This window comes from Microbacterium sp. H37-C3 (genome assembly GCF_027157935.1).
In the GTDB taxonomy this organism is placed as follows: domain Bacteria; phylum Actinomycetota; class Actinomycetes; order Actinomycetales; family Microbacteriaceae; genus Microbacterium; species Microbacterium plantarum.
Genome location: NZ_JAPVLR010000009.1, coordinates 1 through 20,639, shown reverse-complemented (window position 1 = coordinate 20,639; position 20,639 = coordinate 1). Strand labels below are relative to the sequence as shown.

The window sequence follows — 20,639 nt, the reverse complement described above, 5'->3', positions numbered from 1 at the left end:
CTCGTGATACGAGAACTCGAGGTCGAGATTCCGGCCGAAGTAGTGATCGCGGGTGGTGTAACTGACTCCTGTGCACACGGTGCCGCCCCCTGTGGTGACGGGCCGCCACCCCTTCCAGAAAGCGGGTCGATGATGACCACGGAACGCCCCGTCGCAGTCGCCATGCGCGGAATCACCATCCAGTTCCCCGGCGTGAAGGCACTCGATGCCGTCGATCTGACGCTCTACGGCGGCGAGATCCACTCCCTCATGGGAGAGAACGGCGCCGGCAAGTCCACGCTCATCAAGGCACTCACGGGCGTCTACGCGATCGACAGCGGCAGCATCGTCGTCGACGGACGCGAGCGCTCGTTTCGCAGCACCGCCGACGCGCAGGCCGCGGGGATCTCGACGGTCTATCAAGAGGTGAACCTCTGCGCCAACCTCTCGGTCGCCGAGAACGTGATGCTCGGCAACGAGGTGCGCCGCGCCGGACGCATCGACTGGCGCGCAACGCACGAGGCGGCCGCCGGACACCTCGCGGAGCTCGGTCTCGACGTCGACACCCACTCCGTGCTGGCCAGCCACTCGATCGCGGTGCAGCAGCTCGTCGCGATCAGCCGCTCGATGGTCATCGACACGCGGGTCCTCATCCTGGACGAGCCCACGTCGAGCCTCGACCGCGGCGAGGTCGAGCAGCTGTTCGCCGTCATGCGGCGCCTCCGCGACCGCGGCGTCGCCATCCTGTTCGTCTCGCACTTCCTCGACCAGATCTACGAGATCTCCGACCGTCTCACGGTGCTGCGCAACGGCGGGCTCGTCGGGGAGTACCCCATCGCCGAGCTCGGACGCGAGGCCCTCGTGGCGCGCATGATCGGACGCGAGCTGAGCGCCCTCGACGCCCTGTCGTCGACCGCTGAACGCGAGATCGACCGCGACGCCGTCCCGGTTCTGCGTGCCCGCGGCGTCGGACGCCGCGGCGTCATCGAGGCGTCCGATCTCGATGTGCACCGCGGAGAGGTCGTCGGAATCGCGGGCCTGCTCGGCTCGGGCCGCACCGAACTGGCGCGCCTGCTCGCCGGCGCAGATCGCTCCGATGCCGGCTCCGTCGAGGTCGACGGCGTCCCGACCCGTCTGACCACCCCGCGTCACGCGCTCGATCACGGCATCGCGTTCTCCTCGGAGGACCGCCGATCCGAGGGCATCGTCGCGGACCTCACGGTCGCCGAGAACATCGTGCTCGGCGTGCAGGCGCGGCGCGGCGCGCTGCGCCGGGTTCCGCAGAGCGAACGCGACGCGCTCGTCGCCGAATACCTCGAGGCCCTCGGCGTCCGCCCCGCCGACCCGAACGCCCTCGTGCGCAACCTCTCGGGAGGCAACCAGCAGAAGGTGCTGCTGGCGCGATGGCTGGCCACCGCGCCCGAACTGCTCATCCTCGACGAGCCCACCCGCGGGATCGACGTCGGCGCCAAAGCCGACATCCAGCGCAAGGTCGCCGAGCTCGCGGCTCAGGGCCTCGCCGTCGTCTTCATCTCGTCGGAGCTCGAGGAGGTGCTGCGCATCGCGCAACGGGTCGCCGTTCTGCGCGACCGCCGCAAGATCGGCGAACTCATGACCCAGGATGTGGACGTCGACACACTGGTCGCCTTCATCGCCGAAGGCGACGCCGAGAACCCCTCGGATAAGGAGAAGATCGCGTGAAGAAGCTCATCACGCACCGGCTCGTCTGGCCGGCGCTCGCCCTCGTGGCCCTGATCGCGGTGAACACCGTGTCACGGCCCTCGTTCCTCAGCGTGACGGTGCAGAACGGTCAGCTGTACGGCTCGCTCATCGACATCCTCCGCAACAGCGCTCCGCTCATGCTCGTCGCCCTCGGGATGACGCTCGTGATCGCCACCCGCGGGATCGACCTGTCCGTGGGCGCGATCATGGCCGTGTCGGGCGCCGTCGCCCTCACGATCATCGAGGCATCGCCCGAGCCGGGGAATCTCGGCGTCGTCGCGATCGCGATCGCGGCGGGTGTCGGCACCTCTCTCGTCCTGGGGGCGTGGAACGGTTTCCTGGTCGCGGTGCTCGGCATCCAGCCGATCATCGCCACGCTCGTCCTCATGCTCGCCGGACGCGGTGTCGCTCTGCTCATCACGCGCGGATTCATCACGACCATCAACAGCGAGCCGTACCAGTTCATGGCACAGGGATACGTGTTCGGCCTGCCCTTCGCCCTGTGCGTCTCGGTCGCCGCGATCATCGTCGTCGCCGTCGTCCAGCGGCGCACCGCCCTCGGGATGCTGACCGAGGCCGTCGGCATCAACCCCGAGGCGAGCCGCCTGGCGGGCGTCCGCTCGCGCGGGATCATCTGGGGCACCTACATCGCCAGCGGCACCCTCGCGGGTATCGCGGGCATTCTCTACAGCTCGAACATCATGGCCGCCGACGCGAACGCGGCGGGGATGTACATCGAGCTCGACGCGATCCTCGCCGTCGTGCTCGGCGGCACGTCGCTCGCGGGCGGCAAGTTCAGCATCGCCGGAACCGTCATCGGCGTCTTCACGATCCAGACCCTCAAGACCACGATCACCTTCCTCGGCGTCCCGCCCGCCGTGAGCCCGGTGTTCATGGCCGGCGCCGTGCTGGTGGTCGTCCTGCTGCAGTCGCGCCGTGTGCGCGGCTGGTTCACCTCCGGCGCCCGCCCCGCGGCCCGCGCCGTCTCCGCCCGCTCCGACGCGAAGGTGCTGTCATGACATCGCTCACCGCTGCCCCCCGCGCGCACGAGCGCGCCCTGACCCCGTGGCGCCGCTTCCTCAGCCGCCACATCGCCCTCGTGCCGGTGTTCGCCGCCGCCGTGATCCTCGTCGTCATGATCGCGGGCGCCATGATCAACTTCCCGAACTTCCAGCTGCCGCGCATCCTGTCGTCGATCCTGCTCGACAACGCCTACCTCCTGGTGCTCGCCGTCGGCATGACCTTCGTGATCCTCACCGGCGGCATCGATCTGTCGGTCGGCGCCGTGATGGCCTTCACCGGCATCCTGTGCGCGAGGCTGCTGTCGGAGGGAGTGCCCGTCGCCGTCGCAGTGCCGGCGATGATCGTGATCGGCGGCGCGATCGGCCTGCTGATCGGCGTCCTGGTGCAGTTCTTCGACGTGCAGCCCTTCATCGCGTCGCTGATCGGCATGTTCCTCGCGCGCGGCCTCGCCTTCGTCGTGAGCCTGGAGTCGATCAAGGTCGCCGACGAGGGCCTGCTGTGGCTGCAGTCGACCCGCCTCTCGGTCGGCGGCTGGTACATCACGCCCACCGGCATCCTGGCCCTGCTCACGGTCGCGCTGGCCGCGCTCGTGCTGCGCTACACGCGCTTCGGCCGCACCGTCTACGCGATCGGCGGCAGCGAGCAGTCGGCGCGCCTCATGGGCCTGCCGGTCGTGCGCACCCGCCTGCTGGTGTACGTCATCAGCGGCGTGTGCGCGGGGATCGCGGGCATCGTGCTCACGGCCTACTCGGGCGCGGGCTATCCCCTCAACGGCGTCGGCACCGAGCTCGACACGATCGCCGCGGTCGTGATCGGCGGCACCCTCCTCACGGGAGGCAGCGGGTTCGTCGTCGGGTCGCTCATCGGCGTCTTCGTCTACGGGCTCATCCGCACGATCATCTCGTTCCTGGGCGCCGAGCAGTCGTGGACGCGGATCACGGTGGGCGCGCTGCTGCTCGTGTTCGTCGTGGTGCAGCGGGTGATCGTCAGCCGATCCGCGACGCGGCGGTGACGGCCCGCCGCGCCGCGGCAGCGCGGCGGGGCATCGGGGCGGCATGATGGTGCGCATGGATCCCGAGGCGGCGCCGACGCTCGAGGTGCGCGGCGCCGACGTGCGCTTCGGCCCCGAGCAGGCGCTCGCGAACGTCGATCTGCGGCTGTTCGCGGGCGAGGTGCACTCGCTGATGGGCGAGAACGGCGCCGGGAAGTCGACGCTCATCAAGGCGATCACCGGCGCGCTCCGCCTGGACGCCGGCGAGATCCTGCTCGACGGGACGCCGGTGCACCTCGCTCGCCCCGCGGACGCGCTCGCGGCCGGCATCTCGACCGTCTACCAGGAGATCGACCTGCTGCCGAACCTCACGGTCGCCGAGAACGTCTCGCTCGGACGCGAGCCCCGCCGGTTCGGGCTCATCGACCATGCCGAGATGCGGCGCCGCGCCGCTTCGGCGCTCGAGTCCCTCGGGGTCTCGATCGACCCGGGTTCGCTGCTGTCGTCGCACTCGCTCGCCGTGCAGCAGCTGGTGGCCATCGCGCGCGCGGTCTCGGGATCGAACCTGCGGGTGCTCGTGCTCGACGAGCCGACCTCGAGCCTCGACGCCGACGAGGTCGCCGAGCTGTTCCGCGTCGTCCGCGAGCTGACCGCCCGCGGGATCGCGGTGCTGTTCGTGTCTCACTTCCTCGACCAGGTCTACGAGTTGTGCGACCGGGTCACCGTGCTGCGCGGCGGCCGCTTCGTCGGCGAGTACTCCACCACCGAGCTCCTGCGCGTCGAGCTCGTCGAGAAGATGCTCGGCGACTCCGCAGCCCGCCTCGCCGCGATCGACGACGGCATCGCGCCGCTGAGCGACGGGCCGGTCGTGCTGTCGGCCCGGGGAGCACGGTCGAGCCGCACGCGACATGCGTTCGACCTCGAGCTCGCCGAGGGCGAGGTCGTCGGGTTCGCCGGCCTGCTGGGTTCCGGACGCACGGAGTTCGCCCGCGCGCTGACGGGCGTGGACGGCCTCGACGAGGGCACGGTGCTCCTCGACGGCACCCCGCTCGGGGGCCACGGCCCGCGGTCGGCGATCGGGCGGGGTGTCGTCTACTCGTCGGAGAACCGTCGCACCGACGGTGTGCTGGGCGACCTCAGCGTGCTCGAGAACATCACGCTCGCCCTGCAGGCGCAGCGCGGCGTCCTGCGCCCCGTGGGCGCCGCCCGCGCGCGCGAGCTCGCCCGCAGCTGGATCGAGGCCCTCAACATCCGACCCGCCGACATCGACCGCCCGGTCCGGGAGCTCTCCGGCGGCAACCAGCAGAAGGTCCTGCTCGCGCGGCTGCTGGCTCTGTCTCCCCGCGTGGTCGTGCTCGACGAGCCCACGCGGGGCATCGACGTGGGCGCGAAGGCCGAGGTGCAGCGCCTGGTCGGAGAGCTCGCCGACAACGGCGTCTCGGTGGTCTACATCTCGGCCGAGCTCGACGAGGTGCTGCGGGTCTCGCACACCATCGCGGTCGTCCGCGACGGCCGCATCGCCCACGTCGTACCGGCCGCGGATCTCAGCTCCGACCTGCTGATCGCCCTCGTGGCGCGCGCCGACGACAAGACCGAAGAGGCCGATGACTGACGCGCGCACGCCCCGGGCAGCGAACATCTTCGACGTCGCGAGACTCGCCGGCGTCTCTCACCAGACGGTGTCGCGGGTGCTCAACGACATGCCGAACGTCCGGCCGGCCACACGCGAGCGGGTCGAGAAGGCGATCGCGCAGCTGCGCTACAGCCCCTCCCCCGCGGCGCGGGCGCTCGTGACCCGCCGCACCCGGACCATCGGTCTGATCACGCCGGGGACGGTGCAGTTCGGGCCGACCTCGGTCGCGACCCACTTCAACTTCGCCGCGCGCTCGGAACGCTACAACGTCGACGCGATCAGCTCACCGGAGAGCGACGTCGCCGCCGTGCGGTCGGCGATCGACGGCCTGCTGCGCCAGCGTGTCGACGCGATCGTCCTCATCGTGGTCGACCTCGACGTGCTCGCGGCCATCCAGGGGCTCGAGCTCGACATCCCGCTGGTCGCTGTCGCCGCCACCAGCCGGCCGCATCCGCAGCTCGTGTCGATCGACCAGTACCGGGGGGCGCGGAGCGCCGTGCGCCACCTCGCCGAGAGCGGTCACCGCCGCATCCACCACATCGCGGGCCCCGCCCGCAATCCCGACGCCGCCGAGCGCGTGCGCGGGTGGCGCGACGAGCTCGTCGCGAGGCGGCTCGACATCCCGCCGCTCACCTACGGCGACTGGTCGGCTGCGAGCGGGTTCGGCATCGCGATCGAGAGCGACATCGCCGCGGGTGACGGCATCTTCGTGGGCAACGACCACATGGCGATCGGAGTACTGTCGGCGCTGCGCGAACGCGGTCTGCGGGTGCCCGAGGACGTCGGCATCGTCGGATTCGACAACGTGCCCGAAGCGGCGTTCCTCCATCCCGCGCTCACGACGGTCGAGCAGGACTTCCCGGCGCTGGGGGCCCTGATCATGCAGAAGGTCCTCCTCGTGGTGGAGCAGCCCGATGTCGTCACCGAGGCCACCCCGCTGCCGACCCGCCTCATCGTCCGGCAGTCGTCGGTGTCGGACGGCTGAGCGCCGCTCCCAGCGTTCTCGTGACCGGGTGCGGCACGATCGTTCCCATGGCCTCTCGATCCCGGATGCGGCGGCGCCGTCGCCGGATCGGGATCGCGGCTGTGCTCGTTCTCGTCCCCGGACTGCTCGTCACCGTCATCGTCGCGATCGGGGTGACGGCGGCGAATCTCTCGGCGCTCCCCGGCGCGCAGCCGCAGCCGGCCAAGGAGCCGCGGGAACTCCCGCCGAACGTCGGTGACATCGATCCCGGGAACCTCATCGACGACGCCCTGTTCTTCGATCACGACGCGCTCTCCGCCGCCGAGATCCAGGCGTTCCTCGACGATCGGATCGGCGAGTGCGCCAATGACGCGTGTCTGAACGTCGCCACCGCGGGGATCTCGTCGCGTGAGGCTCGGGTCTCGCAACGCACCGGCGACGTCATCTGCCGCGCGATCGAGGGGGGTGAGCTGCCGGTCGCGGAGATCATCCACCGGGTGCAGGAGGCCTGCGGGATCTCGGCCCGCGTCATCCTCGTCACCCTGCAGAAGGAGCAGTCGCTGGTCGAGGGCCGCGCCGCCCGGGCGCCCACGGAGGGACGGTTGCGGGCGGCGATGGGGGCGAGTTGTCCCGACACCGCTCCCTGCGACCCGGAGTACGAAGGCGTGGGCGCGCAGATCGTCGCGGGGGCGACCGACCTGGCCTCGTACCGCGCATCCGGCTTCATGCGCCAGCCGGGCACGCACTTCATCGCCTTCCACCCCGACCCCGCGTGCGGGGGAACGGATGTCGCGATCGAGAACGACGCGACGGCGGCGCTGTACAACTACACGCCCTATCAGCCCGACCCGGCCGCGCTGTCGGCGGGGTGGGGCTCGGGCGGCCCATGCTCGTCGTACGGCAACCGCAACTTCGCTTACTACTTCGCGCTGTGGTTCGGCTCCGTACGAGCCGGATGAGGGTTCGAGCCGGATAAGCGTGAGCTGTGCGTGGACTCTGTGCCCACAGGCGGAGCCACTATCGTGCGTCAGGTGACGTCACCCCTGCGCGACCTGCGTACCTTCGCCACGAGCGCGCGCTGGTGGTCGCGCCATCGACCGGTGACGCTGCTGATCGCGGCCTTGACGATCGGACTCAGCGTCGCGGGGATGATCTTCCAGCCGATCGACTGGGGCTTCATCCCGGTCGACGACGCCGACCCGGCGGGCACCGCGGTGCGTCACTGGTGGAGCTCGCTCACCTCGCTCTTCGTCGTGGAGACGGTGCCGGCGCTCGTCGCGTTCGTCGTCCTCGTGATCCTCGTCGTCGGCGCGGCGGAGCGCGCGATGGGAAGCCTGCGGACCGCGATCGCGTACGTCGTCGGCGGGGTCGCGGCGTCGTTCCTGGGGTTCGCGATCGATCTGTTCGAGCAGACCTACCTCGCCGGCATCCCGTTGAACGCACCCGCCGTCGACGTCTTCTCCCCCACCGCCCCGCTGCTGGCGACGGCGATGGCGGCGAGCGCCTTCTTCGGGACGATCTGGCGCCGCCGCACGAGGCTGCTGGCGCTCTTCTCCGCCATCACGCTCTACCTCTACTCCGGCGGCGCGAACGATCTGTTCTCGCTCCTCGCGGTTCCCGTCGGCTTCGCGCTCGGCTTCGCGCTGGGGGGCCGCGTCCGCGGCTTCCGGTTGGTGCGCAGCTCGTACTACGAGAAGCGCGTCCTGCTGGCCGCCATCGTCGCGATCACCGCGATCGGCCCGGTCGTGGCGACCGCGTCGGGCTCGGGCGCCGGACTGCTGTCGATCTACGGGTACCTCTCGATCGATCCGCTGAGCGTGGTGGACGGCCAGGTGTGCGCCTTCGGTTCGCCCGGCGCGCCGTGCCCCGACGACTTCTCCTCCATCGCCGACCTGCAGGGCTGGTCGAGTGTCGTGGCGCTGCTGCCGCTGATCGTCCTGCTGCTCGCGGCCTGGGGCATCCGGGGCGGGCGGCGCATCGCGCTCGCGGTCGCGGTCGCCATCAATCTCGCGATCTTCGCGGGGATGGTCTACACCTTCCTCGTGATCGAGCCCGACACGGTCGCCGCGATCGGCGCCGCCGTCGACCCCGAGACCGCCGACTTCGTCTGGCAGACGCTCACGGGCGTCATCGTCGGGGCGATCGTGCCGCTGGCCGTGGCGGTCGTGCTGATCGCGTTCCGCGGGGCGGCGCGTGTCTCGACGGCCGCTACGGCCAAGCGCACGTTCGCCCTCACCGTGGCGATCGGCACCGCCGTGACGCTCGCTGCCTCCTTCGTCGGGACGCTCCTCCTCGCCGACGGTTTCCGTCCGGGGATCGACGCCGTGATGGTGCTGCGGGCGCTGCCGCTGCGCCTCGTGCCGCCGACCCTCATCCCCTCCGACATCGTCGAGTTCGTGCCCGAATCGGCCGCCGCGCAGGCACTGTGGTACCTGCCGTCGCTGGTGTTCTGGATGCTGCTGATCGTGGCGGTCGCTCGGGTGCTCCTGAATCCGCGCACCGTGCTCGACGCACCCGACCGCCTGCGCGCCCGGGGCGTGCTCGAGCGGGGCGGGGGCGACACGCTGTCGTTCATGTCGACCTGGCGCGGCAACTCGTACTGGTTCGCTCCCGACGCTGACGCTGCGATCGCCTACCGCGTGCGCGGCACCATCGCGGTGACCCTCGGCGGCCCCTTCGGCCCCGATCACGACCGCCCCGACGTCGTGTCGAACTTCGTGGAGTTCTGCGGAGCCCACGGCTGGACGGCGGTGTTCTACAGCGTCGACGCACGCGAGGGCAGCATCTTCGATCACCTCGGCTGGCAGCGGATGCCAGTCGCCGAGGAAGCCGTGCTCCACCTGCCCGACTGGAACACGGCCGGTAAGAAGCGCCAGGACATCCGTACCGCCACCAACCGCGCATCCCGCTCGGGCATCACCGCGGTGTGGACCTCATGGCGCGAGCTCACCGCGGGTCAGCACGCCCAGATCCGTGAGATCTCCGAGGGCTGGGTCGCCGACCGGTCGCTGCCCGAGATGGAGTTCACCCTCGGCGGCGTCGACGAGCTCGACGACCCGGCGGTGCGCATCATGATGGCGGTCCACGAGAGCGGCCGGATCGAAGCGGTCACGAGCTGGCTGCCGATGTTCGAGCACGGCACGGTGACGGGATACACGCTCGACTTCATGCGCCGGCGCGGCGATGCGATGAACGGGATCATGGAGTTCGTGATCGGCGCCGCCGCCGACCGGATGAAAGGCGATGGGCTGACGCTCCTCAGCCTGTCCGGGTCGCCGCTCGCCTCGACGCAGCTCGGTGATGACGCCGCTCGTACCAATGTCGCGCGGCTGCTCGACCTGCTGGGCGGGCTGCTCGAGCCGGCGTACGGGTTCCGGTCGCTGCTGAACTTCAAGCGCAAGTTCCAGCCCGAGTTCGTGCCGCTATGGGCCGTGTATCCCGACCCGGCTATGCTCCCCGCGCTGGGGGTCGCGCTCACCCGCTGCTACCTGCCCACGCTGACCCTGTCGCAGGCGGTGCGCATGGCGGGCGCGCTGCGCTAGCCGCGGCTCAGCGGTTCAGCGGCCCAGGCCCCAGTGGTCCGCGATGATGGGCAGCCCCTGCTGGAAGACGTACGACCACGATGTCGCGTCGTGGGCGCTCCCCTGGGCCTCGACGTAGGTGGCATCCATTCCCGCAGCCTGCGCCGCTTGGTAGATCCGCTGCACCCCCGGGCGGAAGCCGTCGTCATTGCTGCCCACGCCGAACACCGCGGTCATATCGCGATAAGGGGCGTGGGCGGCCATGATCGCGGCTGGCTTGGCCGCCTCGTACGCGGCCCGGTCACCGCCGAAGCCCTGCGCGATGGTGGTCGCCTCGTCGCCGAGCGAGGGGAACTCCTCACCCGAGGCGTCGAGGATCGCGCTGAAGAGCTCGGGGTGGGCGGACCCGAGCTGGATCGAGCAGGTACCGCCCTGCGAGAGCCCGCCGATCCCCCAGAAGTCGGGGGCGTCGAGGACCGGCAGGTTGGCCTTGATCCACGCGGGCACGTCGACGGTGAGGTAGGTGGCCGACTTCCCGAGCGGTGAGTCGATGCACATGGGGTTGGCGTCGCGCGAGCCCAGCTGGTCGGGCGAGACGACGATCGGCGCGAGGCCGTCGTGAGCCGCGGCGTAGGCGTCGAGCGTCTGCTGCAGGTGCGCCAAGATCAGCGGGTCCTGGGGCAGCCCCGGCTGTCCCGAGAGCACGATGAGCACCGGGAGCAGCGGCGGGTTGTCGGTGAGAGCCGCGGGCGGGCGGTAGATGACGGCAGGTCGGGCGGAGAATCCGGAGTCGGTGGCCGGGATGGTGACCGTGCCGACCTCCCCCGCCGACGGCATCCCCTCGGGCGCGGTCCAGTCCGCGATCGTCGGGCGGTCGGCGTCGCTGTCGACCGACGGCAGATCGGCGGCGCCGAACACGGGCAGCCCGAGCGCGGTGCGCACGGTCGGGTACTGGCCGAACGCGATGTTCACGCCCATGGCGGCGGTAGCCGCGAAGAGCACGATCGCGAGCGGCGCGGCGACGGCACGGCGCCAGGTCGGCCGCCACAGTGACGCGAGGGCGACTCCGATGGCGGCGAAGCCGAGCGCGATCCACATACGCGAGTCGGCGGTGAGGACGACGCCGAACAGGTTGTAGTGATCGGCCAGCAGCCACGTCAGCGCCATCCCGAACAGACCCGCGCCGACGGCCGCCGCCGCGGCGGTCAGCGTCCACCTGCGGCGCTGCCAGCGACGGCTGGGTCGCAGCACGACGAGCGACACGAACGCGAGGGCGGCGAGGACGCACGTGATCACGACGGCGGGTCCGGAGAGGATGTTGACGTTGAGCAGCCAGTTCACATCGACCTCCCGAGGGTCGCGTCGAGCCGGGATGGCGCGGCGGGCTCACCGACCCGTCCTCAGCGTAAACCGGACCGCGTGCTCGACCCCGCGCGCGGCCCGGTTTTCGCGGCGGTTTCATCAGGTCGGGGATGGCCGCGACGCGGGCGGGCTCAGTCGGCGTGCTCGGGCGGCCAGACGACCGAGAACCGCTCGAAGACGATGTCCTCGTCCTCCGACCACTCCGCCCCGCGGGCGGCGGCGACGCGCGTCCAGTAGCGCCGGTGCTCGCGCTGCCAGCTCTCGAGCGACAGGTCGTCCTCGCCCTCGTCGGCGGCGAACGCGGCATCCGCGCTCGTGAACGGCCCCAGGCGCAGTTCGGTCGTGCGGATGACGATGCGCGGAGCGCCCGTGCTGTCGCAGGCGATCCAGTGCGATCCGATCCGCGGGATCAGATCGCCGCGGGCGACGAAGTCGGCGACGAGCTCGGCGGTGGCACGCTTGCCGCCGGCGAGCACGATCCCGAGGAGCTCATCGGCCAGGTGCGCATTGTCACCGAAGTGCTCGACGGTGTACTCGGGTGCAGCGAGCACGGCCTCCGGGTGCGCCGTCCGGTACTGCTCCCACATCTCGGCCGCGGCGGCTTCATCGAGGGGCAGGGCACGGGATGATCCGCTGTATTCGCTCATCCCTCGATCCTCGCACCCGCCGGTCTCAGCGCCGCCGCGTCACCGCCCTCGCGCCGGCGATCAGGCCGACGAGCGCCGCGGACGCCGCCGCCGACGCCGCGGTGTACAGCGGGGCGCGATGACGGATGGCCCAGGTCTGCACGCTTCCGTTCCGCGCACGATCGTCGAAGGCGCCGTGGGCGCCGTGATCACCGGGCACCGGCTCGTAGAGGTTCGGCGCGGTCGTGGCGGCGTCGGATTGCGGGGCGAACTGCCCCTCCCAGGCGTTCTTCGCGAGGTACCAGTCGAGGAAGCGCCCGGCGACGCGAGTGCCGAGGATGAGGCCGACGGTCGATTCCCCCACCCACGTGCGCCGGCGCGGCTTGTCGGCGACGTCGGCGACGGCTCGGGCGCCGACCTCGGGCTGGAAGATGGGCGGTACCGGCTGCGGATGCTGCGGGAAGTTCGACTTCACCCATCCGAACTGGGTCGTGTTGAGGGCGGGCATGTCGACGATGGAGACGGCGACGCGGCTCTTTTCGTGCGTGAGCTCGGAGACGACGGAATCGGTGAAGCCGTGGATCGCGTGCTTCGCGCCGCAGTAGGCCGCCTGCAGCGGGATGCCGCGGTGGGCGAGCGCCGACCCGATCTGGATGATGTGTCCGCGGTCCCGGTCGCGCATCCGCCGGAGCGCCGCGCGGGTGCCGTTGACGGTGCCGAGGTAGGTGACAGCCGTGGCGCGGTCGAAGTCGTCGGCCGAGGTGTCGAGGAACGTGGCGATCGCCCCCGACATGACGTTGTTGACCCACAGGTCGATCGGGCCGAGGGTGTTCTCGACGTCGGCGGCGGCCCGGTCGACGGCATCCGCGTCGGCCACGTCGACCGACACCGCGTGCGCGCGCCGGCCCGCCGCCTCGATGTCGGCGACAGCGCCGTCGAGGCCGTCACGTCCGCGCGCGAGGACCGCGACGTCCCAGCCGCGGTGCGCGAGCTCACGAACGATGGCTCGGCCGAGGCCCGCGCTTCCCCCGGTGACGACGGCGACTCCGCGCCCGCTCGCTGCAGCCATGACGATCTCCTTCCACCGAGGCATCCACGGTGGAAGCTCGCGATCGCGACCATTGTCGGCACGCGAGCGCGCGGGAACGCACCTGTTGCCAGGCAGGGTGCGATGGTCTAGGGGAAGGTCTCGGCGTGCGCGATCAGCGCATGCCCGACATCCGGTCCCACTCGATCGACTTGAACTGCAGGAACGTGCACAGGTTGCCGGCGAAGGCGACCTCGGCGGCAAGACCGGCCATCTGATAGGGCGTCAGGGTGAGGTCGTCGGACCGGGCGGTGAGGGTCGCCTCCCACTCGGGGTCGTCGATCGCCCGCGGCTGCATGTAGACGTCGGCGGGCGCATTCTCGAGGTGCACGATGACGAGTCCGGTGTCGAGCCCGTCCGACCCGTCCTGGATGGCGACCTTGACCGAGACGCCGGGCACTTTCCCCTGTTCGAGGAACTCGGCGACCCATTCCTCCAGGAGGGTCTTGGTCCGCACGGGGACCCGCGGGATGTCATCGCTCATCACGTCGAATCTTGTCATATCCCGAATGAAAAAGCCCGCCGTTCCCGGCTGGATACGGTGATGAATCGAATTATCGACCGTCGGGAAGCAGCGCGTGCTTCTCGCGCCATTCCCGGAGGGCGCCCGTGGCGATCGACACATCGTCGGAGGCGACGGCGTCGTCGCCGATGATCTGCACCGACTCGTGGCCCTTGCCTGCGATGAGGACGATGTCGTCGGGGCCGGCGGCGGCAACGGCCATCGCGATCGCGGCCGCTCGATCGCGGATGACGCGGACGTTCTCGACCGAGCGGAAACCGGCCAGGATGTCGGCGACGATCGCGTCGCCGTCTTCGTGATGCAGATCGTCGTCGGTGACGATGATCGTCTGCGCGAGCTCTTCGGCGATCACGGCCATCTCGGGTCGCTTGCCGCGGTCGCGGTCGCCGGTGCAGCCGAATACGACGGTCAGCCGGCCGGCACCGCCTGACAGGGCGATGAGGGCCTGCCGCAGGGCGTCGGGCGTGTGGGCGTAGTCGACGACGACCTGCGGGCCTGCGCCGGGCGACACGACCTGCATGCGTCCGGGAACCCGGCGGATCTCCCCCACTGCCCGCGCGATGGCGTCGGGGGCGAAGCCCTGCGCACGGAGGATGCCCGCCGTCATCGCGAGGTTGTCGATGTTGAACCGGCCGATGAGCGGTGACGCGACCTCGAAGCGGTCGCCGTGGATCGCGAGAGTGAAGTCGGCGCCGTCGGCCCGCATCCGGATGTCGTCGGCGCGGACCGTCGCCGCCGCTGCGCCGGACGTCGAGACGGTGACGTCGTCGAGTCCCGCGGGGAGCGCGATGCCCGCGACATAGGGGTCGTCGATGTTCCGCACCGCGGCGCGCACACCCGGAAGGCGGAAGACGCCCTGCTTGGCCCGGCCATACGCTTCCATCGACTCGTGGTAGTCGAGATGGTCGCGGGTGAGGTTCGTGAACGCGGCGATGTCGAAGTGGCATCCCTCGACCCTCCCCTGGGTGAGGGCGTGCGAGCTCAGCTCGATCGCGACCGCGTCGGCGCCGGCACGCCGGATGTCGGCCAGGAGCTCGTGCATGTCGACCACCGACGGGGTCGTGAGCGATGTCTTCGCCAGAGCGCCGAACAAGCCGGCTCCGAGCGTGCCGATGGTGGCGGCGCGGTGTCCGAGGAGCTCCCAGCTCTGGGCGAGGAGCTGCACCGTCGAGGTCTTGCCGTTCGTGCCGGTCACGCCCACCAGGGTCATGTCGGCCGACGGATGACCGGTGTACTGGTCGGCCAGCCGCCCGATGACGGCGGCCAGGTTCGGGATGCCGCGCACCCGCGCATCGACGTGCGTGACGCTCGCGTCGGTCAGGACGAGAGCCGCGTCGCGCTCGAGCGCCTGCGTGATGTGCTCGCGGACCCGTTCGTCTCGGCCGAGCGCGACGAAGACGTCGCCGGCTTGCACGGTGCGGCTGTCACCGCGCAGGCGACCGCCGGGTACGTTCCCCCCGGCGACCCCCGTCGCCCACCAATCAGGGTCGAGTTTCCGACCCTCCCCAGCGTCTTGCATGTACCGCCCCATCGATCTCTGACTCGACAGTTCCATGAACGGGCGGTCACCCGCGGGAAGAACACGTCGGAGCCTGAGATTGGCACCGTAACGTAAGCGCCGCTTAAGACGGAGAACGTCAGCTCTGGGGCTCGGGCACCATCCGCAGACCGTCGGCGCTGTTGGCCGATTCCATGAGGGCGTCGATCCATTTCGGGTTGATCTGCGGCTGGCGGCTGCCGGCGAACTGGAACTGGACCGAGATCGTGGGGTGCAGCCAGAAATCGCGACGGCTCGTGCCGTGCGGCGAGGTCGTCTCGAACATCAGCGGTTCGCCGCGCCGCAGCTTGGTCATCAGAACCAGCCTGAGATGCGCGAGCGCACGATCGTCGATCTCGACGAAGTTGGCCGCGTTGTCGTAGAAGAATCTGCCCACCGGCACAGCTTAGGCGGCTGCGGGCAACGCGAGGCCAGCGCGTATCATCCGCTCACAGATAGAAGCCGTGACGCTCGAGGACGACGACGGCCTCATCGCGCGTCGATACGCCGAGCTTGGCGAACAGCGATCGCATCTGCGACTTGATCGTGTTGATGGAGACCGTGAACTCCCCGGCGATCTCGCCATAGGTCTTGCTGCCTCGCATCACCGAGGCGACGGAACGCTCGCGGGGTGTCAGGGCAGGCAGCGCCTGCGGCGCGCGGGGTTCCCGCCGGCGGAACTCCTCTGTCGCGTCGGCAATCGCCGCGGCGAGCTCGGGGCGGCGCTCGCGGAGGCGTTCTCGTAGCGGCGCCAGCTGCTCTCGCGGCACGCTGATGAAGGGTGCGATGAGGTCGCCGGCGTGATGGGCCAGGTTGCATGCCTCGTCGAACAGGTCGTCGGCGGCGGCGCTGTGGCCCAGCCGATCACGCGCGACGGCCCGACGCACCAGAACGATGGCGAGGGTGCGCGGGCAGTGCTCCGCTCCGAGCGCGAGGCATCCGTCGGTCGCGTGGAGCGCCGCGCGGTCGTCGCCGAGCGCGAGGTGGGCAGCCGCGCGGTGGGCCTCGAAGCACACCGCGTGGCTGGGTGACGATTCGAGCGCCTCGAGCAGGGCGAGCGAACGCCGGGCCGATCCTTGCGCGAGGGTCGCCTCGGCGAGGACGGAGAGGGCGAGCTGCCGCATCAGCCGGTGGCTGAGGTGCGACCATGCGCCTCCGATCGCAGATCGCAGTCCGGCTACTCCCGCCGTGAGGTCGCCGCGGAGGACGAGCGCGATCGCTTCCGCCGTGGCTGCGGCATGCTGCGCGTACGGGTCGCGCGGTGCGATCGAGCGCAGCAGAGCGGCGGCGCGCTCGGTACGGGGCGCGTCGAGCATTCCGGCTCCCAGCAGGATGTCGGCGACGGTCAGGGCATGGTCGGTGTCGGCGACGTTCCATCGGTTGGTGCGGGCGAGGTCGGCGCACGCTTCTCGGGATGCCGCCGCCGAGGAGAACTCGCCGTTCACCGCGAAGACCAGGGTCTGCACGGCTGCCGCGCGGTAACGCACGGCCTCGCTGACGGCGAAGGTGAGGGCCCGTGAGGAGTACAGCCCAGCGTCACGCGGACGTCCGGCCACCACGTAGGTCTCGGCCACCGCGGCGAACAGCGACCCCAGCGAGTCGAGCCCGAGCACCGCACGGCCACGCAGACGCCCCTCGGCGAAGTGGGCGTCGACGAGGTCGAGTGCGCTGTCGAGGTCGTCGAGCCGCACACGCGCGATCAACATCCCTTCGAGCAGCTGGACGTTCGCCTCGGTCCACAACTGCGGTGTGACGCCGACGTCGAGCGTGCGCAGCTGAGCCAGGTCGACCTGGGTGGGCCGTGCCGGAAGGGTACCGGGCAGGCTGCCGTTCACGATGCGGTGCGCCGTCGCGCGGAGCTCGTGGGTGCGGCTCGGATGCAGGATGGCGCGGCGCTCGATCGTCACGATGGGTCTCCGGATGGTTCGTTCACGCGATGCGCTCATCGCATCGTCATGGAGGGGATGGCGCGAAGCCCGAATCGTGACGCGACTTCGCGATAACCGTGCGAACTCCGTGTCGTGATGCCCGTTGCTGAGACTGTGCGCGCAGAGTCCAGGCTCAGGCTCAGGCTCAGGCTCAGAACGGTGGCGGTTCACCCGGCGGTGGTCCGCCGGGTGCGGCATCCGGTGGCGGGTCCGTGGTGTCTATCGTGAAGCAGACCGCGGGTATGGGTACGTCTTCGCGGTAGATCCGGCCGAGGGGTGAGGTCCATTCGAGGACCCCTCCGCCGACCTGCCGAACCTCCCACTTCGTGAACTGCTTCATCGAGTGGTGCCGCTGGCAGAGGTGGGCGAGGTTGAAGATGTGGGTGTGCCCACCGAGGGCGTGATCGACCGTGTGGTCGAGTTCGCAGCGGATCGCGGCCCGCCGGCATCCGGGGAACCGGCAGTGCTGATCCCGAGCCATCAGGAGCTTCTTCATCGAAGCCGTGGGCCGGTAGGTGTCGATCTCGACCGGGGTGCGGGTGACGGGGTCGATGAACAGCCGGTCCCACTCCGACACCTGCCCGGCGAGCTGCCGGACGGTGTCGGCATCGACGAGCCCGGCCCCGACGGCTTCGGCGGGGTTCTCGTCACGCCCCATCAGCGTCTCGGCGGTGACGGCGACCTGAACGCGTGCGCGGATCGCGCCGAGCCCACCGGCCCGGTCGGTTCCGTAGGTCGGGTCAACGACGGGCGCCCCACCGAGGACGAGGTCACCGAGGATGTCGGCGCGCAGCTGATCCATGGTTCGCGTATCGGCGGACTCGCCGGCCCCCGCGGCATCCGCCGCCGAGCTCTCCGCGGCATCCACCCCGCCCGGCCCGGCGCCCTCCGCCCCGGCGCCCTCAACCCGCGCGTCCTTCACCGACTGCCCCATCTGCGTCAGCCGGTCGAGCATCCCCGCGGCGATGACCGTCGGAAGGTTAGCGACGAGATTCGACATCCCATCCGAACCGTGGAACACCCGCACGCACCGTTCGGCCGCCGCGGCCTTGTGCCGCTCGGTGAAGTTCTGCGTATGCAACCGAGCCACCAACGCGTCCAGCGCACCCCGCACCCGTGAGGGCACATCCCGCTCGCACACCGCGATCGCGGCTTCCTCGTACGCCGACCGCACCTCCTCAGGCACCCTCGCGCCGACGCGCACGACCACATCCACGTGGCCACGTTCGATCCGCCGCTGCACCCACGCCTCGAACACCGCGGGGTAGTCGTCGATGACGGTCATCGCGTGGTCGATCTCACCCTGCAACCTGCGGTCGGTGAGTCGCGCCATCCCCGCGGCCTCGGCCGCGACCGACCGCAGCTCCATGTCCGACGCCATCCCTCGTACCCCGTCGCGCCGCGCCTCACGCAGAGCCGACCGCCCCAGCTCCGCCAACGCCCGCATCCGCGCGACATCCCCGACGTGAAAGAGGTCGAGGGCCTCGGTGAAACCCGCGAAAGCCGCGGCGTGCGTCGACTCACCCGAGGCGCCCTCGCCTCCGAGCCCGCGATCGCCGTTCGATGTCATGTTCCCATTGTCGCAGCAGGGTACGACATCCCCATCGAACATGTCTTCGACAAGAGAGCGCGGCCCGCTCGACCGGTTGGGGAGGAGTTGACGGACCCACGATCCGGCATCCGCCCGAGCCAGCCCATGAGTCTCGGTCCGAATCCTCGTCCGACGAGGCTCCCCCGCAACTTTCTTCGTGTTTTCGCGTCACGATCCGTCGCCTCGAACGTCTCATCAACATGCACCCTGCGACGAACGCCCGTCCGGCTCCCCCCGAAACGGGCACCCGGACCCGCGCTTCCCTCCGGCGCGACCGGCCGCGCGCCGGAGCCCGCACCCGCAGCCCCGACCGCGACCGCACTCGCGCCACCAGCCTCACCCCCGCGTCCGCCGAGCCGCCCACCCGGGTCGGCACGATCAGGTTCCGCTCCCGCGCGTGGCTGCTCGGTCGCACGCGGGCACGAGGTCAGCAGGCCACTCGGGATGCCATCCGTCCGTCCTGGATCGAGATCGACGGCGCAACTCTCACGGTCGCGTGGGGCTGGCCGAACGCCCGCAAGCGGTCATGGCAGCGCGGCGACGTCGGCTTCGTGTGCTCGTCGGGCACGACCAGCCGCGAGGGGGCGCCCGCCCGCGTCATCCTCGTCACCGACAAGTCGCACGGTGAGGCCGTCACGGCGACCATCGTCTGCGGCGGCTTCTCGTACGAGGCGTACGCGACCCTCCGGCGTCACCTGCGCAACTTCGAGGCGATCGGCGACGCCGAACGGTCCGACCCGTTCACTCGATGGGGCGTGCCCCTCCGCGCGGGAATCTCACGATGAGCGCGACCCCCCATCGCACGAAATCGGGTTCACGGGACGACAGCGAGCCCCGCACCCCGGCAGAGCTCTCCGACGACGAGCTCGTCGATCGCGCGCGCGATGACGACCAGCGCGCCTACGGCGAACTCTGGCTGCGCCACTCGGCCGCGGCTCACGCCGTCGCCCGCGCATACACATCGCTCGACCCGGATGATGTCGTCGCCGAGGCCTTTGCTCGGATTCTGTCGACCATCCGACGTGGCGGCGGCCCGTCGATGGGCTTTCGGCCTTATCTGCTCACCTCGGTCCGGAACGTCGCGCATCAGTGGGGAGCGCGGCAGTCGCAGACGTACGCGACCGACCTCGAGGATGCCGCGGATGAGGCCGCTCCGGATGCCGAGTGGTCGGCGATCGCGGGCTTCGAGTCGAGCGCCGTCGCTGCGGCGTTCGCAACGCTCCCCACTCGCTGGCAGGAAGCCCTTTGGTACAGCGAGGTCGACGGCCTGAAGCCGCGCCAGTTCGCTCCGTTGCTCGGACTCGCACCCAACGCGGCGTCGGCGCTCGTCATTCGGGCGCGGCGCGGCTTCCGCGATGCGTGGGTATCGGCTCAGCTGCGTCGCGCCGATGACGACGAATGCCGCCTGACCCTCGAGATGCTCGGTGCTCACTCCCGGTCCGGGCTGTCGCGGCGCGATGCGCGTCGCGTCGAGCAGCACCTCTCGACGTGCGAGGGCTGCGCGCTCGCCTGGATCGAGGCTCGCGACATCTCGTCGCGCCTGGCGCTCGTGCTCGTCCCTCTCGTGGTCGGGATCCCCGCAGCCGCGTCGTACAGCGCGTGGACGCAGTCGGGCGCCGCGCAGGTGGCGACCTTCGCCCTCGGCCCGAACGGCGCGACCGGCGCCGCCGGCCCCGCGAGCGCGAGCAGTGCGACCGGCACCGCGCCGCGCCCGATCAGCACCGCCGCGCGTTCCGCCGCCCGAAAGGGGTGGCGCCATCCGCTGTTCCTCGCGGGCGCGATCGCCGTCGCGGGGACGGCGGTCGCCTTCTCCGCGCCGCTGCTCAGCACGGCCGACCTGCCTTCGGGCACCGCCGAAGCCCAGGCCTCGCCGCCGAACTCGGGCCAGGCCCCGGGCGCCGCTGCGGATGCGGATGCGGATGCCGATGCGGATGCGGATACGGCCGACACCCCGTCCGACCCCTCGGCACCCGAGGCCCCGACCGCACCTCCGGCGCCTCCGTACGACTCGCGCAGCAACCCCGATACCACCCCCCGCCCGAGCGAGCCGAGCACCCCCTCCGCACCGTTCGCACCGTCGCAGGCGTCACCCGCCACCCCTGACACCGCCACCCCCTCACCAGAACCGGCCCCGGCACCCACGCCCGCTCCG

At 70.7% G+C, this 20,639-nt stretch carries 17 protein-coding genes; 9 read left to right on the top strand and 8 right to left on the bottom strand.

From position 1 onward, the window contains the following. Nucleotides 1-132 precede the first annotated feature (132 nt). The 7 genes from O1W71_RS16005 (at nucleotide 133) to O1W71_RS15975 (ending at nucleotide 9,854) form a co-directional block, all read left to right on the top strand. Nucleotides 133-1,680 carry a sugar ABC transporter ATP-binding protein gene (locus tag O1W71_RS16005; protein ID WP_269268806.1) on the top strand — a complete coding sequence of 516 codons (1,548 nt, stop codon included), beginning with the start codon at nucleotides 133-135 and terminating at the stop codon, nucleotides 1,678-1,680. Continuing rightward, nucleotides 1,677-2,720, top strand: a complete 1,044-nt coding sequence (locus O1W71_RS16000) for an ABC transporter permease (protein ID WP_112617864.1) — start codon at nucleotides 1,677-1,679, stop codon at nucleotides 2,718-2,720. Before O1W71_RS16005 ends, O1W71_RS16000 begins: the two co-directional genes overlap by 4 nt. Further along, entirely contained in the window at nucleotides 2,717-3,736 is a 1,020-nt protein-coding gene (locus O1W71_RS15995; protein ID WP_112617863.1) for an ABC transporter permease subunit, read from the top strand. Before O1W71_RS16000 ends, O1W71_RS15995 begins: the two co-directional genes overlap by 4 nt. Before the next feature lie 46 nt (nucleotides 3,737-3,782). After that, nucleotides 3,783-5,327 (top strand): sugar ABC transporter ATP-binding protein, encoded by a 1,545-nt coding sequence (locus tag O1W71_RS15990; RefSeq protein WP_442924652.1) that lies wholly within the window; start codon nucleotides 3,783-3,785, stop codon nucleotides 5,325-5,327. Next, entirely contained in the window at nucleotides 5,320-6,333 is a 1,014-nt protein-coding gene (locus O1W71_RS15985) for a LacI family DNA-binding transcriptional regulator (protein WP_114587642.1), read from the top strand. Before O1W71_RS15990 ends, O1W71_RS15985 begins: the two co-directional genes overlap by 8 nt. Nucleotides 6,334-6,380: 47 nt before the next feature. Beyond that, nucleotides 6,381-7,271 carry a hypothetical protein gene (locus O1W71_RS15980; RefSeq protein WP_269268804.1) on the top strand — a complete coding sequence of 297 codons (891 nt, stop codon included), beginning with the start codon at nucleotides 6,381-6,383 and terminating at the stop codon, nucleotides 7,269-7,271. A gap of 72 nt (nucleotides 7,272-7,343) precedes the next feature. Continuing rightward, the gene (locus O1W71_RS15975) at nucleotides 7,344-9,854 is read left to right on the top strand and encodes a DUF2156 domain-containing protein (RefSeq protein ID WP_269268803.1); all 2,511 of its coding nucleotides are present in this window, start codon (nucleotides 7,344-7,346) and stop codon (nucleotides 9,852-9,854) included. 15 nt (nucleotides 9,855-9,869) lie between these two features. On the opposite strand, the gene O1W71_RS15970 is transcribed toward O1W71_RS15975, so the two are convergent. The 8 genes from O1W71_RS15970 to O1W71_RS15935 all read right to left on the bottom strand — a co-directional run bounded on the left by O1W71_RS15970 (nucleotide 9,870) and on the right by O1W71_RS15935 (nucleotide 18,466). Next, nucleotides 9,870-11,174, bottom strand: a complete 1,305-nt coding sequence (locus O1W71_RS15970; RefSeq protein WP_112617858.1) for an alpha/beta hydrolase — start codon at nucleotides 11,172-11,174, stop codon at nucleotides 9,870-9,872. Between the two features lie 152 nt (nucleotides 11,175-11,326). Beyond that, entirely contained in the window at nucleotides 11,327-11,842 is a 516-nt protein-coding gene (locus O1W71_RS15965) for an ASCH domain-containing protein (protein ID WP_269268802.1), read from the bottom strand. A gap of 25 nt (nucleotides 11,843-11,867) precedes the next feature. Continuing rightward, a complete protein-coding gene (locus O1W71_RS15960; RefSeq protein WP_114587646.1) occupies nucleotides 11,868-12,890 on the bottom strand; it encodes an SDR family oxidoreductase in 1,023 nt (340 codons plus the stop codon). A 133-nt stretch (nucleotides 12,891-13,023) separates the two neighbouring features. Next, the gene (locus tag O1W71_RS15955) at nucleotides 13,024-13,392 is read right to left on the bottom strand and encodes a hypothetical protein (RefSeq protein ID WP_112617855.1); all 369 of its coding nucleotides are present in this window, start codon (nucleotides 13,390-13,392) and stop codon (nucleotides 13,024-13,026) included. A 70-nt stretch (nucleotides 13,393-13,462) separates the two neighbouring features. Further along, a complete protein-coding gene (locus O1W71_RS15950) occupies nucleotides 13,463-14,950 on the bottom strand; it encodes a UDP-N-acetylmuramoyl-L-alanyl-D-glutamate--2,6-diaminopimelate ligase (RefSeq protein ID WP_269268801.1) in 1,488 nt (495 codons plus the stop codon). Between the two features lie 118 nt (nucleotides 14,951-15,068). Then, on the bottom strand, nucleotides 15,069-15,365 hold the full coding sequence (locus O1W71_RS15945) for a DUF7882 family protein (RefSeq protein WP_112617853.1): 297 nt from the start codon (nucleotides 15,363-15,365) through the stop codon (nucleotides 15,069-15,071). A 52-nt stretch (nucleotides 15,366-15,417) separates the two neighbouring features. Beyond that, nucleotides 15,418-16,875, bottom strand: a complete 1,458-nt coding sequence (locus O1W71_RS15940; protein WP_269268800.1) for a helix-turn-helix transcriptional regulator — start codon at nucleotides 16,873-16,875, stop codon at nucleotides 15,418-15,420. Between the two features lie 172 nt (nucleotides 16,876-17,047). After that, nucleotides 17,048-18,466 carry an HNH endonuclease signature motif containing protein gene (locus O1W71_RS15935; RefSeq protein WP_269268799.1) on the bottom strand — a complete coding sequence of 473 codons (1,419 nt, stop codon included), beginning with the start codon at nucleotides 18,464-18,466 and terminating at the stop codon, nucleotides 17,048-17,050. Between the two features lie 221 nt (nucleotides 18,467-18,687). Between O1W71_RS15935 and O1W71_RS15930 the strand changes: the two genes are divergently transcribed. Then, a complete protein-coding gene (locus tag O1W71_RS15930) occupies nucleotides 18,688-19,272 on the top strand; it encodes a hypothetical protein (protein ID WP_269268798.1) in 585 nt (194 codons plus the stop codon). After that, a partial coding sequence (locus O1W71_RS15925) for a sigma-70 family RNA polymerase sigma factor (protein WP_269268797.1) occupies nucleotides 19,269-20,639 on the top strand: 1,371 nt, incomplete at its 3' end. The genes O1W71_RS15930 and O1W71_RS15925, both read left to right, overlap by 4 nt.

Coding starts and splice junctions, on each gene's coding strand:
- O1W71_RS15990 (WP_442924652.1), top strand. CDS start 3,783: ATGGTGCGCATGGATCCCGAGGCGGCGCCGACGCTCGAGGTGCGCGGC.
- O1W71_RS15960 (WP_114587646.1), bottom strand. CDS start 12,890: ATGGCTGCAGCGAGCGGGCGCGGAGTCGCCGTCGTCACCGGGGGAAGC.
- O1W71_RS15955 (WP_112617855.1), bottom strand. CDS start 13,392: ATGAGCGATGACATCCCGCGGGTCCCCGTGCGGACCAAGACCCTCCTG.
- O1W71_RS15995 (WP_112617863.1), top strand. CDS start 2,717: ATGACATCGCTCACCGCTGCCCCCCGCGCGCACGAGCGCGCCCTGACC.
- O1W71_RS15985 (WP_114587642.1), top strand. CDS start 5,320: ATGACTGACGCGCGCACGCCCCGGGCAGCGAACATCTTCGACGTCGCG.
- O1W71_RS15950 (WP_269268801.1), bottom strand. CDS start 14,950: ATGCAAGACGCTGGGGAGGGTCGGAAACTCGACCCTGATTGGTGGGCG.
- O1W71_RS15980 (WP_269268804.1), top strand. CDS start 6,381: ATGGCCTCTCGATCCCGGATGCGGCGGCGCCGTCGCCGGATCGGGATC.
- O1W71_RS16005 (WP_269268806.1), top strand. CDS start 133: ATGACCACGGAACGCCCCGTCGCAGTCGCCATGCGCGGAATCACCATC.
- O1W71_RS15935 (WP_269268799.1), bottom strand. CDS start 18,466: ATGACATCGAACGGCGATCGCGGGCTCGGAGGCGAGGGCGCCTCGGGT.
- O1W71_RS15930 (WP_269268798.1), top strand. CDS start 18,688: ATGCACCCTGCGACGAACGCCCGTCCGGCTCCCCCCGAAACGGGCACC.
- O1W71_RS15965 (WP_269268802.1), bottom strand. CDS start 11,842: ATGAGCGAATACAGCGGATCATCCCGTGCCCTGCCCCTCGATGAAGCC.